Source organism: Vibrio sinaloensis, from assembly GCF_023195835.1.
Lineage (GTDB): Bacteria > Pseudomonadota > Gammaproteobacteria > Enterobacterales > Vibrionaceae > Vibrio > Vibrio sinaloensis_C.
On record NZ_CP096199.1, the window covers coordinates 1,819,115 to 1,835,138 of the forward strand.

14 protein-coding genes are annotated in these 16,024 nt (G+C 47.9%); 6 read left to right on the plus strand and 8 right to left on the minus strand.

Annotated features, from left to right (window positions below):
• Positions 1-43: 43 nt before the first annotated feature.
• From bioD to bioB, 4 genes are read right to left on the minus strand one after another with little or no spacing between them, the layout of a single operon-like run.
• Entirely contained in the window at positions 44-727 is a 684-nt protein-coding gene (gene bioD, locus MTO69_RS08275) for a dethiobiotin synthase (protein WP_248328242.1), read from the minus strand.
• Positions 724-1,524: a malonyl-ACP O-methyltransferase BioC gene (bioC, locus tag MTO69_RS08280; RefSeq protein ID WP_248328243.1), complete on the minus strand. Its 801-nt coding sequence runs from the start codon at positions 1,522-1,524 to the stop codon at positions 724-726. The genes bioD and bioC overlap by 4 nt, the downstream gene beginning before the upstream one ends.
• A complete protein-coding gene (locus MTO69_RS08285; protein WP_248328244.1) occupies positions 1,524-2,684 on the minus strand; it encodes an 8-amino-7-oxononanoate synthase in 1,161 nt (386 codons plus the stop codon). Before MTO69_RS08285 ends, bioC begins: the two co-directional genes overlap by 1 nt.
• Positions 2,656-3,708 (minus strand): biotin synthase BioB, encoded by a 1,053-nt coding sequence (bioB, locus tag MTO69_RS08290; RefSeq protein WP_248328245.1) that lies wholly within the window; start codon positions 3,706-3,708, stop codon positions 2,656-2,658. The genes MTO69_RS08285 and bioB overlap by 29 nt, the downstream gene beginning before the upstream one ends.
• A 131-nt stretch (positions 3,709-3,839) precedes the next feature.
• Between bioB and bioA the strand changes: the two genes are divergently transcribed.
• Positions 3,840-5,120 carry an adenosylmethionine--8-amino-7-oxononanoate transaminase gene (gene bioA, locus MTO69_RS08295; protein WP_248328246.1) on the plus strand — a complete coding sequence of 427 codons (1,281 nt, stop codon included), beginning with the start codon at positions 3,840-3,842 and terminating at the stop codon, positions 5,118-5,120.
• A gap of 66 nt (positions 5,121-5,186) precedes the next feature.
• On the opposite strand, the gene MTO69_RS08300 is transcribed toward bioA, so the two are convergent.
• Complete coding sequence (locus MTO69_RS08300) at positions 5,187-5,861, minus strand: YccT family protein (protein ID WP_248328248.1); 675 nt, start codon at positions 5,859-5,861, stop codon at positions 5,187-5,189.
• Between the two features lie 117 nt (positions 5,862-5,978).
• On the minus strand, positions 5,979-7,049 hold the full coding sequence (locus tag MTO69_RS08305) for a porin (protein WP_248328250.1): 1,071 nt from the start codon (positions 7,047-7,049) through the stop codon (positions 5,979-5,981).
• A gap of 514 nt (positions 7,050-7,563) precedes the next feature.
• On the opposite strand from MTO69_RS08305, the gene dinG reads away from it, so the two are divergent.
• From dinG to rsmS, 4 genes are read left to right on the plus strand one after another with little or no spacing between them, the layout of a single operon-like run.
• Positions 7,564-9,636, plus strand: a complete 2,073-nt coding sequence (dinG, locus tag MTO69_RS08310; RefSeq protein ID WP_248328252.1) for an ATP-dependent DNA helicase DinG — start codon at positions 7,564-7,566, stop codon at positions 9,634-9,636.
• A gap of 27 nt (positions 9,637-9,663) precedes the next feature.
• Positions 9,664-10,443 (plus strand): sulfite exporter TauE/SafE family protein, encoded by a 780-nt coding sequence (locus MTO69_RS08315; protein WP_248328254.1) that lies wholly within the window; start codon positions 9,664-9,666, stop codon positions 10,441-10,443.
• Positions 10,444-10,456: 13 nt separating this feature from the next.
• Positions 10,457-11,008 (plus strand): primosomal replication protein, encoded by a 552-nt coding sequence (locus MTO69_RS08320; RefSeq protein ID WP_248328256.1) that lies wholly within the window; start codon positions 10,457-10,459, stop codon positions 11,006-11,008.
• On the plus strand, positions 11,005-11,166 hold the full coding sequence (gene rsmS / locus MTO69_RS08325) for a pleiotropic regulatory protein RsmS (RefSeq protein WP_248328258.1): 162 nt from the start codon (positions 11,005-11,007) through the stop codon (positions 11,164-11,166). Before MTO69_RS08320 ends, rsmS begins: the two co-directional genes overlap by 4 nt.
• Before the next feature lie 57 nt (positions 11,167-11,223).
• On the opposite strand, the gene MTO69_RS08330 is transcribed toward rsmS, so the two are convergent.
• Entirely contained in the window at positions 11,224-13,341 is a 2,118-nt protein-coding gene (locus MTO69_RS08330) for a methyl-accepting chemotaxis protein (protein ID WP_248328260.1), read from the minus strand.
• A gap of 207 nt (positions 13,342-13,548) precedes the next feature.
• Here MTO69_RS08330 and xthA point away from each other — a divergent pair, with 207 nt between their 5' ends.
• A complete protein-coding gene (xthA, locus tag MTO69_RS08335; RefSeq protein ID WP_248328262.1) occupies positions 13,549-14,355 on the plus strand; it encodes an exodeoxyribonuclease III in 807 nt (268 codons plus the stop codon).
• 298 nt (positions 14,356-14,653) lie between these two features.
• Here xthA and fabV read toward each other — a convergent pair whose 3' ends face one another.
• Positions 14,654-15,856: an enoyl-ACP reductase FabV gene (gene fabV, locus MTO69_RS08340; protein WP_248328264.1), complete on the minus strand. Its 1,203-nt coding sequence runs from the start codon at positions 15,854-15,856 to the stop codon at positions 14,654-14,656.
• Positions 15,857-16,024: the final 168 nt, after the last annotated feature.

Below are 16,024 nucleotides of genomic sequence, written 5' to 3' on the forward strand. Positions count from 1 at the left end.
AAGCATAAAAAAATGGGCTGCCTTTTGGCAGCCCATTTTTTATTTAACCATTGAGAAGCGGTGCGACATCAATATACTTGGCTAAATCCTTGCGCTTGACACTAGGCACATAGGGAATCTCACCAATTTTCGGAGCACTTATCTTTTGTTCTAGCATGGCAATGATATCGGCATAGTGCTCGGTGCCTGGGTTGATTCGATTCGCGACCCAGCCTATCACCTCTAACCCATCAGCTTTAATCGCATCTAAAGTCAACAAGGCATGACTCAAGCAGCCAAGCTTAATCCCGACAACTAGCACGACTGGCAACTTCTCTTGTTGCACCCAGCTCGACAAACACTCTGAGTCTGACACCGGAACACGCCAACCACCCGCGCCCTCAACCAAGACAATATCGGAGCTGCGCTTGTGTTGATCAAGTTTGTCGCTCAATACTGCATAGTCGATAGTGACACCTTCTCGCTTAGCGGCAATATGCGGCGAAGCTGGTAGCTCCAGCGCATATGGATTGACGCTGTCATAATCGATATCAACCGTCGCCGCTTGCTGTAAATAAAGCGCATCTGAATTGCGAAAGCCTAGCTCCGTATTATCACTCCCTGCGGCCACTGGTTTATAACCAATGGTTCGCAAACCTTGCTGCGCAAGCGCATTGAGAATCGCTTTAGACGCAACAGTTTTTCCAACATCGGTATCCGTACCCGCAATAAAAAATGCATCAATCATAAATGAATAACCCCTAAACAAACCTGATATGTTGCAGGTAGAAGACCTTGATGGTTCCGAAAGGCTTGATACTCTCGTTCGACACCAAGCAATGCACGGCGACTGGTCAGGCCTTGAGAACGACCGTTAACATGAGTGGCGCCAATGCCTTTTAAGTCGCGCATCAGAGCAAATGCCGATGGATACCAAACCGTAATTTCGGGTAAGTCTAGTTGATGGGAGTCACACTCAGATTGCGCTAACGCAATTTTTATCTGATTGATTGGGGTAAACTGATTCACGTGTTGATATGCATCAATCTTTGCCCAAGCTTGCTTGAGCTCAATTAAAGAGCCCTCTAATAGGGTTGAGACAAAGGCTTGCCCGCCCTTTTTCACCACGCGACGGATCTCTCGCAGCGGGACTGAGAAATCTGAGCACCACTGCAACGCTAGACTCGAGAACACGTAGTCGACGCTGTTGTCACACAATGGCAAAGACTCGGCATCCCCTTGGAGGTAACAAACGACTTTGTTTGCACAGCGCTGCTTCGCGGCATCTAGCATCTGAGACGATAAATCAAAACTGATCACTTCAGCACCGCGTTCGGTTAACGCTTGGGAAAAATATCCCGTTCCACAGCCTAAATCGAGTACCACTTTACCGCTCAAATCTTTAGGCATTTTACCCAGTAGGCGCTCACCAACATCACGCTGAAACGCCGCATGACGATCATAGGTTTTTGCGGCGCGGCCAAACGCCTCCGCAATTGGCTTTTTATCTACGCTGGGATAAGAGACATTCAAAGCCGCTTCCATTACCCAATCTCCTGGCTAAGCCGTTTGAGTTGATTGGCCAGCAATTCAACATCGTGCATGGTGTGTGATGCCGTCAAGGTTACCCTTAATCGGGCACTCCCGGGCGCGACTGTCGGCGGCCGAATCGCACTCGCCCAGATACCTTGCCGTTTGAGGTATTGCGAGTAATCATTTGCAGCATCGCTCTCACCAACCACAAACGGCTTAATCGCGGTAGGCGTATAACGATACTCAGGGCAATCGCTCAACAGACGGTCGTAATAATCTGATAGTTCAGCCAGCTTTTCACGGCGCCACTCTTGTTGCTGAATCATGTGCGCGGCTTTGTTTAGTGCAAAGGCTTGCGCCGGAGGCATAGCGGTTGAATAGACATGGTGGCGAGCGAACTGGGTCAGGTAGTCGCCTAAGGCTTTACTGCACATGATCGCCGCGCCGGATAGGCCAAACCCCTTACCAAAAGTGACAATCAACACATCAGGCACCACGCCTGCGCGCGCGCAGCTTCCTGCTCCTTTTGGCCCTAATACCCCAATGCCATGAGCATCGTCCACTGCGAGCCAAGACTCAGGTTGAACCTTTGAAGCAATTTCAGCCAGCAACGACAGGTCGCCATCCATGCTAAACACACCCTCTGTCACGACTAGGCTGCTAGGTTCAAGCAACTTTTCGAGATGCTCAATATCGTTGTGACGAAAACGCTTCATCGTCGCGGGCGACAGCATGCCCGCCTCTATTAACGACGCATGGTTGAGTTTGTCTTGTAACAACAAATCTTGTTTTTCCAGCAATGCAAACAGCAAGGCTTGATTGGCCGAAAACCCAGAGCCAAACAAAATGGCGCGTTCAAAACCAAGCCAGTCGCACAAAGTCTGTTCTAACTCTGCGTGTGCTGGGCTAAACCCGGTCACCAGCGGCGAGGCACCACTGCCATTGCCATACTTATCCAGCCCTTGCTGCCAAGCGCTTGTGAGTTGCTTATCCGTAGCTAAACCAAGATAGTCGTTGCTCGAGAAGTTGACATAGCGCTGGCCAGCACTATGTAACTCGCGAGCATTCCCACCCTCAATCTGGTGCAGCTTCCGCTGTAATCCTTGCTGTTTTCTGGCAGAGAGAGCTTGCTCAATACGCTGGTTAAACGCTGGCATCGTAGAACAGGTCATCCTTACTCGGTCTAGCAGCAACGCGTTCGACGACTCGGTCAAGCAGCTCGTTCTCTTCAATCTGATCGGGCTTTTGTGACACTTCATCACGATTGATGCCAAGCTTATTGAACAACTGTAAGTCTTTATCCTCCGATGGGTTAGGCGTGGTGAGCAGCTTACAACCATAAAACACCGAGTTGGCACCAGCCATAAAGCAGAGCGCTTGCATCTGTTCATTCATGTTTTCACGCCCTGCCGACAGACGCACTGCCGACTGTGGCATCATGATTCGAGCGATAGCAATCAAGCGAATAAAATCAAATGGCTCGACGTCATCGACTTTCTCTAATGGCGTGCCTTTTACTTTGACCAACATATTGATCGGCACGCTTTCTGGATGAGTCGGCAAGTTAGCAAGTTCGACCAAAAGCCCTGCTCTGTCGTTGGCACTCTCGCCCATTCCGATAATACCGCCCGAGCAGATTTTCATTCCCGCATCGCGCACATGGGAGAGCGTGTCCAATCTGTCTTGATAGGTGCGAGTGGTAATGATGTTGCCGTAAAACTCTGGTGAGGTATCTAAGTTGTGATTGTAATAATCCAGTCCAGCATCCGACAGTTGCTGCGCTTGGTCAGCGGTCAGCATGCCCAAAGTCATACAGGTTTCGAGTCCCATCTCTTTCACGCCTTTGATCATCTCGGTGAGATGAGGCATATCGCGCGCTTTGGGGTTCTTCCAAGCTGCGCCCATACAAAAGCGCGTCGAGCCGGCGTTCTTCGCTTTTTGCGCGGCATCAAGCACACGTTCAACTTCCATCAAACGCTCTTTCTCTATGTCAGTCGTATAGCGAGCACTCTGAGGACAATATTTGCAATCCTCAGGACAAGCGCCGGTTTTGATTGAAAGTAGAGTGCTGACTTGTACTTGGTTGGGCTGTTGGTACTTGCGATGAACCTGCTGTGCTTCAAAGATCAAGTCCATAAACGGCTTTTCCATTAACGCACGAACTTGCTCGACGGTCCAGTTATGACGAACTTCCACCTGCTTTCCTTTGATTATTGTTAGTTAGTTTGCTTGGCTAGTCTACCGACACACGATAAACTGTCAACAACACAAGATTACAAAGGTTTACCTTTGGTTGTTTTTCAATCGCTTTATATTCTAGGTATTTTATGGATCTTACCTTTGATCGCCGTCATATCTGGCATCCCTACACATCAACCCTAACACCTCTGACCTGCTATCCCGTGACTTCAGCTCAAGGGGTTTCCCTCTATTTTGAGGATGGTCGAGAAGTTATCGATGGTATGTCTTCTTGGTGGTCAGCCATTCATGGCTACAATCATCCTGAGTTAAATGCCGCCGCCCATGCGCAGATTGATAAAGTCTCGCACGTGATGTTTGGCGGAATCACCCACCAACCTGCCATTGATTTATGTAAAAAGCTGCTAGCGTTAGCCCCTGATAATCTGCAACACGTTTTTTTGGCCGACTCAGGCTCTGTCGCCGTCGAAGTCAGCTTGAAAATGGCGCTACAGTATTGGCATGCAAAAGGGGAATCTCGGTCTAAATTTCTGACCCTACGAGATGGCTATCATGGCGATACCTTTGCGGCTATGTCGGTGACAGATCCGGACAACTCGATGCACTCCTTGTATAAGGGTTTTCTTCCCGAGCATATCTTTGCCAACTCGCCAAAAACAGGGTTCTGGCAAGAATGGGATGAGTCAGACTTGGATGACTTCACAGCCAAGTTAACCCGGCACCACACAGAGATTGCGGCCGTCATTCTAGAGCCGATAGTCCAAGGCGCAGGTGGGATGCGTATCTACCATCCGAAGTTTTTGCAAGGGGTGAGAGAGCTATGTGACCAATTTGGTGTGTTGTTGATCTTAGATGAGATCGCGACAGGGTTTGGCCGCACAGGCAAGATGTTTGCGTGTGAACATGCCGCGATTGAGCCTGACATTCTTTGTGTCGGCAAGGCGCTTACCGGTGGTTATATGACCCTCTCTGCTACGATGACAACTTCAAAAGTTGCCGATACCGTATGTGGTGGTGAGGCAGGCTGTTTTATGCATGGCCCCACGTTTATGGGTAACCCGTTGGCGTGTGCCGTGGCAACTGCCAGCATGGCGCTGCTAGAGCGCAATGAATGGCAACAGCAGACAAAACAGATTGAGCAACTCTTCTCTGAGTTACTGCCAAACTTAGCTCAATACGACCTGGTTGCCGATGTGCGCTGGCTCGGCGCAATTGGCGTAGTGGAGACCAAGCGACCAGTCAACATGGAAGCGATTCAAGCACACTTCGTCGAGCAAGGGGTCTGGATTCGACCTTTTGGTAAGTTGATCTACATGATGCCGCCGTTTATTAGTCAGCCGGAGCATATTGAGAAGTTGGTTGATGCAGTTGAATCGGCGTTGAAACGAGAAGAATGCTTTAGTGGTTAACACTTTAGTTTCGAGCTGCGAGTGGCGAGTTATAAAAGCTCGCAGCTCGATACTTCAAGCTATATGTTACTCTTGGTCAATCATCCAGCGGCGGAACGCTTTACGCTCCTCTTTAGAAGATTTTAGGTACCAGGCTTTAAGTTGCTCGACGTTACTCGAAGGCGTAGCCTTCGGTTGATTCGCTGTTGGCTTGGTTTTTGTTGTTGCCGCTACCGCAGTCGCCGCTGCAGCGACTGGCAACGCTTTGACTTCAACTGGCTTATCAACCAATTGACCATTATCGAAATAGATGCCTTTTTGTTGGTTGTAACTTTCGATCAACTCCGCCATTCCCATATACGGCAACATGCCCTTTTTACCTGGCAACAGCTCTTGTTGGTATTTGATCGGCTGTCCATCTTGAGTAATCGACCATTTAGGCTTGTCATTTTTAAACGCGATTTCAGCTTCTTTGATACTGCGTGCTGTCGGGTGGTCGATTTTGATTTGTTCACCCGTGACATCAAAGGTGATCACATACGGCTTAGAAGTAAACACCCCATTTCCGCTGCCTCGACCCACGTCTTTATCCATGCGGACCACAACTTGATTAAAACCGGAATCAACTTGATTAGCACGGATCTTAGATTGAGCTTCTTGACCATTAATGTACAAGATAGATACGCCACTAGCAGGAACCAGCTCCGCTGCCGACAAATTGAATGCCATTAAACTGGCGAAAATAGTAAGAGTTTTCTTCACAAGAGGCCCCTATATACTTGAGTTCAAAAGACAATGTATTGACAACTATTCTAAATGCACTGCCAATAAAAAAGCCACCGTTACGGTGGCTTTTATTTAGAGACTGTTAGCTAGTGCTTAGAAGCTAGCTTTAACACCAACTGCTACGCCAGTTTCAGAGTTGTCTTTGTTGTTACCACCAACTTCAACATAAGCTGTTGTGCTTGGTGCGATACCGTAGCCTGCGTTTAGGAACCAGTTTTTAGTCTTCTTAGCCGCACCATCTACGTCAACAATGTCGTAACCCGCTGCTAGTTTAACGCCGCTTACAGTGTAGTCTACGCCTAGAGCAATTACGTCAGCATCAACTTTAGTGCCTGCTGCCGGCTTAACTTCTACAGTGTAGTAACCAAGACCTAGACCTAGGTTTTCAACACCTGAGTAGCGAGCTTCTAGAGCCATTAGCTTTTCGTCAGTTTGTGGCTTAGCGCTGATAGTTGCTTTACCGTAATTACCTGCACCAACACCATCTACGTCAAGACCTTTAGTTACGTCGTCAGCAGTGATTAAGCGGAACTCAGTAGAAGCAGCTTTAGCGCTTAGGTCAGCTTGAGCGTAGTAAGCTGTGAAATCAAAACCAGCAACGCGGTAGCCAAGTTTACCGTCTACGTAGTGGCCATCTTTACCCATGCGGTCAACGTTTTTCTCGTCTTGCGCTAGAGCAACTGTTGCGTAGAAAGAGCCGTTGTCGAAGTCGTAACGAACCATTTCGTCAGCACAGAAAGAGCTGTCGTTGTTGAAGAATGAAGTGATACCGAATTGGTAGTCAGAACCAACACCAGCGTCATCTAGCGCGCCACAAGTGCGACCAAACTTGATAGAACCGTAAGAGTTAGTGTAGAAAGCAACGTAAGCGTCACCAACTTTAGCGTAAGAATCTTTACCAGCTGTAACGTCGCTGCTTGCGCCGTCAAATTCCCAGTAACCACCGAAGCTTACTTCGTCGTTCATTGCGTAACGAACGTCAAAACCGAAGTCTGCATCTTGGATTTCTTGAGTGAACTCAGAATCCTTTGCTGTACCTTTTTTGTATACTACTTCGATGTCGCCTTTAAGGTTAACTGTTACGCCATCTTGGTTGTACACTTCAATACCAGCTTGTGCTGATGCTGCTGCTAGAACTGAAAGAGCTACTAGAGTCTTTTTCATAATAATCCACTGCCTTTTCTATAGAATGGGAAATCCTTGTCCGGTTCCCTTTTGTTTTTTGATGATGGCTCTTACTTCTTATGAGTAGGATGTCATCGCCACTAAATTCGAGGTCTAGATTGCAAAAGATTATCCGGCGTGTCAAATGTTATAAAAAACATCGCTAAAAAAACATAAAAACCAACAAGAACAATAGGTTACATTTTTACATGCGCAAAATACGACCAGGTTCATAGGATTTTGCGGCTTATTCAACCAAATGCGGCGAGGCTCATATTTAGAATATAATTCTGATCTTATTTTAATAAACCCATGAGTATAGATAAAAACACTAATCTATATCATCTTATGGCGTGATATATTTTTTACATTTAGAATTAATTGTAAGCCACTGAAGGTTCAGTTTTTTTTTGTGAACAAGATCCATATTTGATGATTAAGGATTCTATTTCGTGAACTAAGTAGTGTTTAGCAAACTGTGCTATGATGCCGCCCCCGTTCGTTAGGTCGCCATATGATTACCAGTAAAGCCCAGCAAGCCATTCGCAGCAGTTATAAAAACCTCCAATATCAGCTTGATCACTTTGTCCCTCGCAGAGCGCAAAACTACCTAGTGGCGGAGATCGCCAAAACATTATGTGGGGAGTATCACAAATCCACCCGTATGATTGTTGCAGAAGCGGGAACTGGCATTGGCAAATCGCTCTCTTATTTAATGGCGACCATACCGGTAGCGGTTTTTAATCGCCGTAAGGTGGTGATCTCAACCGCCACCGTGGCTTTGCAAGAGCAGTTACTCAATAAAGACCTCCCGCTATATAGGCGTCTCACCGACTTTGAGTTCTCTTTTTTGCTAGCAAAAGGCAGACAACGATATTGCTGCGCGGAAAAGCTCGCCTCCGCCAGTGGCGTGGATGGGGGCCAATTGGCCATGTTTGAAAGCAAACCTAAACGCAAGGATGTTGAGCAGTTTGAGACAATGTACAAAGCGCTAGCACAAGGAAAGTGGGATGGCGACCGCGACGCCTGGCCAAAACCGATTAAAGATGAACTGTGGCAGATGATCGTCAGTGACAAGCATAGCTGCAACAACAGCATGCCTACCCATCGCAACTGTCCATTTCAAAAGGCACGCGCAGAGCTCGACAAAGTGGATGTGATCATTGCTAATCATAGTTTGGTGATGGCGGATGCAGACCTCGGTGGCGGAGTGATTTTGCCTGAACCAGAAAACACCCTGTATATTTTTGACGAGGCCCACCATCTTCCGCATGTCGCGCGCGATCACTCTTCAGCAGCCGCCAGTCTAAAAGGCGCGGCTTCATGGCTTGAGAGGCTCAATCAATCAGTGACCAAGTTCGCCAATCTTGCAGACGAAAAACGCGTCGCTCGCTTTCGCAATGAGCTACAAGATTCCGTTCAGCAATTACTGCCCTCTTTATCTCAATTGGCGAGCCGTTTTGATCCGACCCATTTCGAGGACAACATTTATCGCTTTGAAAATGGCGAGCTGCCGACTTGGCTCGAAGAAGAAGCGCGAGATCTGAAAAAACTAGCGCAAAAAGGCGCTCAAACCGTAGCAAAAATTGCCGACTTAATCGCCGAACGCGTTAAGGATGGTGAGCTGTCTAACAAGCTCGCGGAACCTGCACTGGCAGAACTTGGCTTTTACATTCAACGGATGGACAATCTGGCGCAAGTTTGGCGCTTGATGGCCGAGCCAACTCGAGAAGAGGGCGCTCCCCTCGCCCGCTGGCTCGAAGTTAGCCAAGAGCGCGAGGGCGATTTCATCGTCAACGTTTCACCGTTAGAGGTGGGCTGGCAACTGGATCAACAGCTTTGGAGTCGCTGCGTTGGTGCGGTGCTCACCTCTGCCACATTGCGCGCGCTTAACTCGTTTAGCTTTTTCTGTCGCCAGGCAGGAATAAGTGAAAAAAGCGAGGATGGTGTGCGCTTTTTGGCGCTTGCATCGCCGTTTGATTATGCACAGCAAGCAGAGCTACGTATCCCTAAAACCCCATGTGAGCCACAAGCGCCGCAGTTCACTGATTATTTGATTGAGGCGCTGCCCAACCTCATCGTCGATAAAAAGGCCAACTTGGTTCTGTTCTCTTCTTATTGGCAGATGAATCAAGTTGCCGAGGCTCTATCTAGCCTATTTGTCAAAAAAGGTTGGACCCTACAAGTTCAGGGACAAGAGTCGCGCTCAGAAATACTAAAAAAACATAAAACCCTAGTTCAATGCCAGAAGACCAGCGTACTATTTGGTACAGGGAGTTTTTCCGAAGGGCTTGACCTTCCAGGAGAGCTTCTTGAACACTTAGTGATTACTAAGATCCCGTTCGCGGTTCCGACCTCTCCCGTCGAACAAGCGCATGCAGAATACATCGAGCGTCGTGGCGGTAACCCGTTTATGCAAATCACGGTTCCCGAGGCGAGTAAAAAGTTAATTCAGTCTGTAGGTCGTTTGCTGCGTAAAGAGCGGGATTCTGGTACAGTCACCATACTCGATCGCCGATTGGTCACGAAACGTTATGGTAGTGCGTTGCTCGACTCACTCCCACCCTTTAAACGCGTGATTGAATAGCACTCCAAACAACAAGAAGAATCATCTATGGAATTTCTCGAGCCAACCGTTTTGATTGTGTTGGCATTAGTCGCTTTCGCTGCTGGGTTTATCGATGCGGTGGCCGGTGGTGGTGGTATGTTAACTGTCCCAGCGCTGTTATCATTGGGGTTACCGCCACACATTGCGCTTGGTACCAATAAGCTTGCCGCAACCTTTGCTTCATCGACCGCTGCATTTACTTATTATCGAAAGCGTTTGTTTCGCCCAGAATGCTGGAGCCGAACCTTTTTTGCGACCTTAGTGGGTGCGATACTCGGTACTTTGGTTGTCGATTGGATCAGTACAGAATGGCTGGAAAAAATACTTCCGCTGATTATCTTAGCCGCTGCTATTTATACCATATGGCATAAAACGCCAAGCACAAGCGACAATGCCACCCCTGAACCTTGTCCAACGCTACACAAAAAACAGTATTTGCAAGGCCTCTCGCTTGGGTTTTATGATGGCGTGGCCGGCCCAGGCACGGGCGCTTTTTGGACCGTGAGTTCTATGGCGCTCTATCGACTCAACATCTTGCTCGCATCTGGCCTTGCCAAGGCGATGAACTTCACCAGCAACTTTACCTCGTTAATTACGTTTGCTGTGCTGGGGCATATTGACTGGGTGCTGGGCCTGACCATGGGCGTTTGCTTGATGGTGGGAGCATTTGTTGGCGCTCATTCTGCAATTCGGTTTGGCGCGAAGTTCATTCGCCCCGTTTTCGTGACCGTCGTGAGTATTTTGGCCGTCAAGCTCGCCTATGACGCTTGGTTGGTTCCACTTTGACGGAGAAAGCGCGATGAGTAAAATTCGTCAGTTGCAAAGTACACTAGAGCAGCTTGCTGTACAGGCCGCCGCCCTCGATAGACAACGTGGTGAACACCACTTGCCGTTATTTGACGAGCGCCTGTTTCAATCTAAGGCCAAACTTCTGGTTCCTTGCGTTAAAGAGACGCAAGCGACGCTTGCGACTTTAGTGCGTGAAGAAGAGGCCAGCAAGCTCACTCCGATGCGCGCCGAATATTTAACTGAGCGCTTACTTGCTCAAGTGGCCGCCATTCAGCGTGAGCTTGCCACCACCAACATTCGTAAGCACGAACCTAAGCATAAAAGCTATTTCCAAAAGCCTATAAACGAGCTCTATCAGCAACTTTCCCAGCATCAAGAGTGGGAGCGAAGACTGATGGAAATGGTGAGAGATAAGGAGCTGGCGCTGCAATACGCTCCGCCGTTTCAACAACAAGCCGCTCAGCAAGCGTTGTTGACCACAGAGCAACGCCTAAAACGCTGCCAGGAGGCAAAGCTTAAGATAGAAAAGCAAATCACCTATAGAGAGAGACACCAATCATGACTTCGCAAGGATTAGACAATGCGCCTGATGAAATCAAATTAGCCGTTGACCTGATTTATTTGTTAGAAAGCAATCACGTCGATCCCAAAACGGCATTAGCAGCGATAGAGATGGTCAAAGCGGATTTAGTCAATAAGCTTGAAAATGACGCTCAGTAAAATCAAGGCTTCGCCAATGCGAAGCCTTGATTGTATTTGAGCTCAAAATTACCCTTATCAAACTTTAAATTGATTGACCAGTTGCTGCTGCTTGTGTGATAAGTCACCTATCTGCGCACTGACACTTTCTGACTCTTCAGCCTGAGACAAGATCTGCGCACTTAGGTCGCGTATATTACTGACGCTCTGGTTGACCTCAGCCGACACCGATTGTTGCTCTTCCGCTGCTCGTACAATTTGCGAGTTCATATCATTAATAGACGCAATCGCCTCAAAAATATGGGTCAGCTCTTTGGCGGCATTTTGCACATGGTCTGCAGAGTCGTTGGCCAGATCGTTGCCATCTTGAATCGCCTGAACCACATCGCGCGTGCCAGTTTGAACGCTTTCAATCACCTGTCGAATCTCTCCAACAGAATCTTGCGTTCTGCTGGCTAGGTTACGCACTTCATCAGCGACGACCGCAAAACCACGTCCTTGCTCCCCTGCCCGCGCCGCTTCGATCGCGGCATTGAGCGCCAGCAAGTTAGTTTGCTCTGAAATGCCCTCAATAACCGTGAGTATTTCGGTGATGTTGGCATTGTTGTTGGCCAGCTCCTCGACCACAGGCACGGCTGCGGTCATTCTTTCGACCAAGCGTGCCATTTCCGCTTGAGACTGCTCAATCACTTTTTGCCCGCTCCCTGCGGCTTCATTGGCTTGCTCAGCCGCGCTTACTGCGGTTTCGGCATTTTGCACCACTAAACTCGCGGTTTGAGTCATCTCTTCCGCCGCTGTCGCCACTAGATCGACCTCTTTGAACTGTGAATCGCTGCTGGCTCTGGTTTGCTGCGCGGCAACACTCGATTGTTGAGATGTAGTGCCAATTTGTAATGTGGTATCAACCACATCACTAATAATGGATTGCAGCTTATCGAGAAACTGATTGAATCCGCGCGCGAGCTGTCCTATCTCATCATTCGATGCAACCTCCAGTCGCTGAGTTAGATCCCCTTCCCCCGAAGCAATATCTTCAAGCCTAGCGACAACGGCCCGAATCGGTTTCACCAGGCGCGCCGCTGAAATCGCGATGGTCGCTAAGCCGATCATCACCAGCACAATACCGGCAATCAGCTCAGTGGTGATGCTAGACTCGACTTGGTGACTAATCGTTGCATCAAGTGCCAGCGCATCGGCCAACACGCTATCACGCGGCATATCAAACAGTACTCCCCAGGTTTGATTGGCGATCATGATCGGAGCAAATACCCGTAACCACTCACCATCATCACTCCAACTGGTGTCCACTTGCTGACCAAATAGCAGGTCGGTAAGCTGTGCATTGGTTAAGGTATCACTGGTGTATGGCTGCCCAATGATACTGTCGCTATTGTCACTCGCAATCAGTGTGCCATCGAGACTAACGATGTTGATGTTGCCGCTGCCAGAAAATAGCTCACTGTCCGACTGAGACACGACCCCTGCCAGCCCATCGAGGCGTAGATCGATACCGAAGAAACCGATAGGCACATCATCAATCAGTAGCGGAACAGAAATCGAGGTCGTCAGAAACTGGCCACTCTCATGGTTGACCAATTTAGGTGTGGTGATACAAGTTTCGCCGGAAGAGATAGGACAGAAAAAGCGCTCACTATTTAAGTCATCGGCTAAGGTAGCTTCAGAGAGTACATTCGCGACGACATTTTCGCCGTTGGTGGCAATCGTCCAGTAAGGGGCAAAACGGCCAATATCATTTGAGCCAACATACTCTGCATCAATATAGTTGCTATCTTCTGCATCGAGTAAGTCTGGTTTGAACACCAAGTAGGCACCTTGAATCGTATCAAAGTCGAGCACTGCGCGGCGCACCATTTCATCAAGACCTGTGCGTAAGGTTTCGCTGTCGCCAAAGTTCTCTTCACTGAGTGTTTTTTGGAACATCGCACTCGACGCCAACATTTCCGCACGATAAAGCGCGCCACTCAAGTATTCGGACACTTCGGTTGCATTTAACAGTGCGCGAGTTTCCACTATCTGTTCTGATTTGTCGCTCACCGACTGAGCACTTTGCGCTTTGATTTGTTGTTGATTACTGACCGCATTGAAGACTGAAAAACCGATCAAGGATAAAGAAGTGACCAGCAGGCAGACGCCCGCTAGCAAGGTGATTTTCCATTGCACTGATAAGGTTCGCATACTACTTCCTTTTAGCAAACTCGATTTTGAATGTTAGGCTAAACCTAAATAACACAGTGAATTACATCATAATTCGCCGATTTATCAATCGAAAGTTTCAATTTTGTTAACAGTTACTGACAAGCTGACCACGATTCACGTCAGTGTTTATTTGATGTTAGTATGACGGCAACAAAAACACGAACTGTCAGCAAAAAAGGAACCCAGATGAAAGTCATCTCTTTCAACATCAACGGCCTGCGTGCTCGCCTTCATCAACTGCAAGCGGTCATCGATAAGCACCAACCGGATGTGATTGGCCTTCAAGAGATCAAGGTGCACGACGAAGCTTTCCCTATCGAAGCCGTTGAGGCAATGGGCTATAACGTTTATTTCCACGGCCAAAAGGCGCACTACGGTGTGGCGATGCTATGTAAAAAAGAGCCGCTTTCGGTGCAAAAGGGATTCCCTACTGATAATGAAGAGCATCAGAAGCGGATGATCATGGTGACAATGGAAAATGACCAAGGTGAGGAAGTCACTATTCTTAATGGATACTTTCCACAAGGCGATAATATTGCTCATGAAACCAAGTACCCATACAAACGTCAGTTTTACCAAGATCTGATGACTTATCTCAACGATAGTCACAACAATCAACAACAATTGATTGTGATGGGCGATATCAACATCAGTCCGCTCGACAGCGATATCGGCATCGGTGAGCCAAATCGTAAGCGTTGGTTGAAAACAGGTAAGTGTTCATTTCAACCGGAAGAGCGAGAGTGGTTGAAGACACTATTAGATTGGGGCTTTGTCGATACTTTCCGCCAAGTCCATCCAGACGTCAATGACCGCTTCTCCTGGTTCGATTACCGCTCAAGAGGCTTTGATGACAACCGAGGCCTGAGGATTGATGTAGTGTTAGCCACACCATCACTGGCAGCAAAGTGTGTCGAGTCTGACATCGATTATGAACTGCGCGGCATTGAAAAGCCGTCTGACCACGCACCCATTTGGTCAACGTTTAAGTAGCGAGAAGCGAGCTTATTGTCATTCTGAACAGGGAGGAACGACCGTGATTCAGAATCTGATACTAAACTGAACTACTCGAATATAAAAAATCCGGAGCGCAGGCTCCGGATTTTTTACTTAAGCAAATGATTGCATTATACCAAACGGGATAAATAGGTGTTCAGATAATTGCGCAGGAAAAATCGTTGAGAGCAAGGCATAGATTGCAGCTAGCTAGTTGACCTACCTACAAAATCTATAACGAAGCTATCAGCGATTTTAACCAGCAAGAATGACCAGATATTTATGCTGTTTGGTATTAGATAGCAATAAAGTCTGCTTTGTAGTCTGGATTCACGTCTGCTTCGTAGTCGACGCCTTCCACACCGAAACCAAACAGTTTCAAGAACTCTTCTTTGTACTCAACATAGTCGGTGAGCTCTTTTAGGTTCTCGGTAGTAATTTGTGGCCATAGCTCACGGCAATGCTGCTGGATATCGTCTCGCAGTTCCCAATCGTCTAAGCGTAGACGGTTTTTCTCGTCCACTGCTGGTGCACTGCCATCTTCTTTATATAGACGCTGGCTGAACATACGGTAGATTTGCTCCATACAACCTTCATGCACACCCTGCTCACGCATCTTCTTGAACACCATAGCGATGTAGAGTGGCATAACAGGAATCGCAGAACTTGCTTGAGTCACTACCGATTTCAATACTGCAACATTGGCACTGCCGCCAGTCACTGCAAGTTTGTCGTTGAGTGTGGTTGCTGCACGGTCTAGGTCCATTTTTGCCTTACCGAGAGCACCGTCCCAATAGATTGGCCAAGTCAGCTCAGTACCGATGTAGCTGTATGCCACCGTTTTACAGCCGTCGGCAAGTACGCCGGCTTCTGATAGTGCATTGATCCACAGCTCCCAATCTTGACCACCCATAACGGTGATGGTGTCTTTGATTTCTTGCTCTGTGGCTGGCTCAACGCTCGCTTCGATGATCACATCTTTGTTGGTGTCTACCGCCGTTGATGTGTAGGTTTCACCAATTGGTTTCAAAGAAGAGCGAACTAGCTCACCAGTTTCTGGCATTTTACGAACTGGCGATGCGAGTGAGTAAACCACCATATCAATCTGACCAAGATCTTGTTTAATCAAGTCAATGGTCTTCTGTTTTGCTTCATTAGAAAAAGCATCACCGTTTAGGCTTTTTGCATACAAGCCCTCTTCACGCGCCAGCTTTTCAAATGCGACTGAGTTGTAGAAGCCAGCAGTGCCCGGTTTCTTCTCTGTGCCTTCTTTTTCAAAAAATACACCGATAGTTGAAGCGCCACCACCAAATGCTGCCGCAATACGAGAAGATAGACCGTAGCCACTGGATGCGCCAACCACTAGCACGCGCTTTGGTGCGTTTTTGATTGGACCTTGCGCTTTTGTGTATGCGATTTGTTCTTTTACGTTAGCTTCACAGCCCACTGGGTGCGTTGTGGTACAGATAAATCCACGAATTCTAGGTTTGATGATCATATTCAACTTCCTTTAAAAAACTCCGCTAGGATAAAAGTTTCACCCGCAGTTCGCATCTAATTTCTGTAAAAATGTCGCTAAAATGCAAGTGGTTGGAGCTCTTTTATAGATTCTGTACAAAATAAAGGCACCTACAGTGAGGTGCCTTGAATTTATCCAATGTCTAGC

Coding starts and splice junctions, on each gene's coding strand:
- MTO69_RS08315 (WP_248328254.1), top strand. CDS start 9,664: ATGGAATTTCTCGAGCCAACCGTTTTGATTGTGTTGGCATTAGTCGCT.
- bioA (WP_248328246.1), top strand. CDS start 3,840: ATGGATCTTACCTTTGATCGCCGTCATATCTGGCATCCCTACACATCA.
- dinG (WP_248328252.1), top strand. CDS start 7,564: ATGATTACCAGTAAAGCCCAGCAAGCCATTCGCAGCAGTTATAAAAAC.
- rsmS (WP_248328258.1), top strand. CDS start 11,005: ATGACTTCGCAAGGATTAGACAATGCGCCTGATGAAATCAAATTAGCC.
- bioC (WP_248328243.1), bottom strand. CDS start 1,524: ATGGAAGCGGCTTTGAATGTCTCTTATCCCAGCGTAGATAAAAAGCCA.
- fabV (WP_248328264.1), bottom strand. CDS start 15,856: ATGATCATCAAACCTAGAATTCGTGGATTTATCTGTACCACAACGCAC.
- bioD (WP_248328242.1), bottom strand. CDS start 727: ATGATTGATGCATTTTTTATTGCGGGTACGGATACCGATGTTGGAAAA.
- MTO69_RS08320 (WP_248328256.1), top strand. CDS start 10,457: ATGAGTAAAATTCGTCAGTTGCAAAGTACACTAGAGCAGCTTGCTGTA.
- MTO69_RS08285 (WP_248328244.1), bottom strand. CDS start 2,684: ATGACCTGTTCTACGATGCCAGCGTTTAACCAGCGTATTGAGCAAGCT.
- MTO69_RS08305 (WP_248328250.1), bottom strand. CDS start 7,049: ATGAAAAAGACTCTAGTAGCTCTTTCAGTTCTAGCAGCAGCATCAGCA.
- MTO69_RS08330 (WP_248328260.1), bottom strand. CDS start 13,341: ATGCGAACCTTATCAGTGCAATGGAAAATCACCTTGCTAGCGGGCGTC.
- xthA (WP_248328262.1), top strand. CDS start 13,549: ATGAAAGTCATCTCTTTCAACATCAACGGCCTGCGTGCTCGCCTTCAT.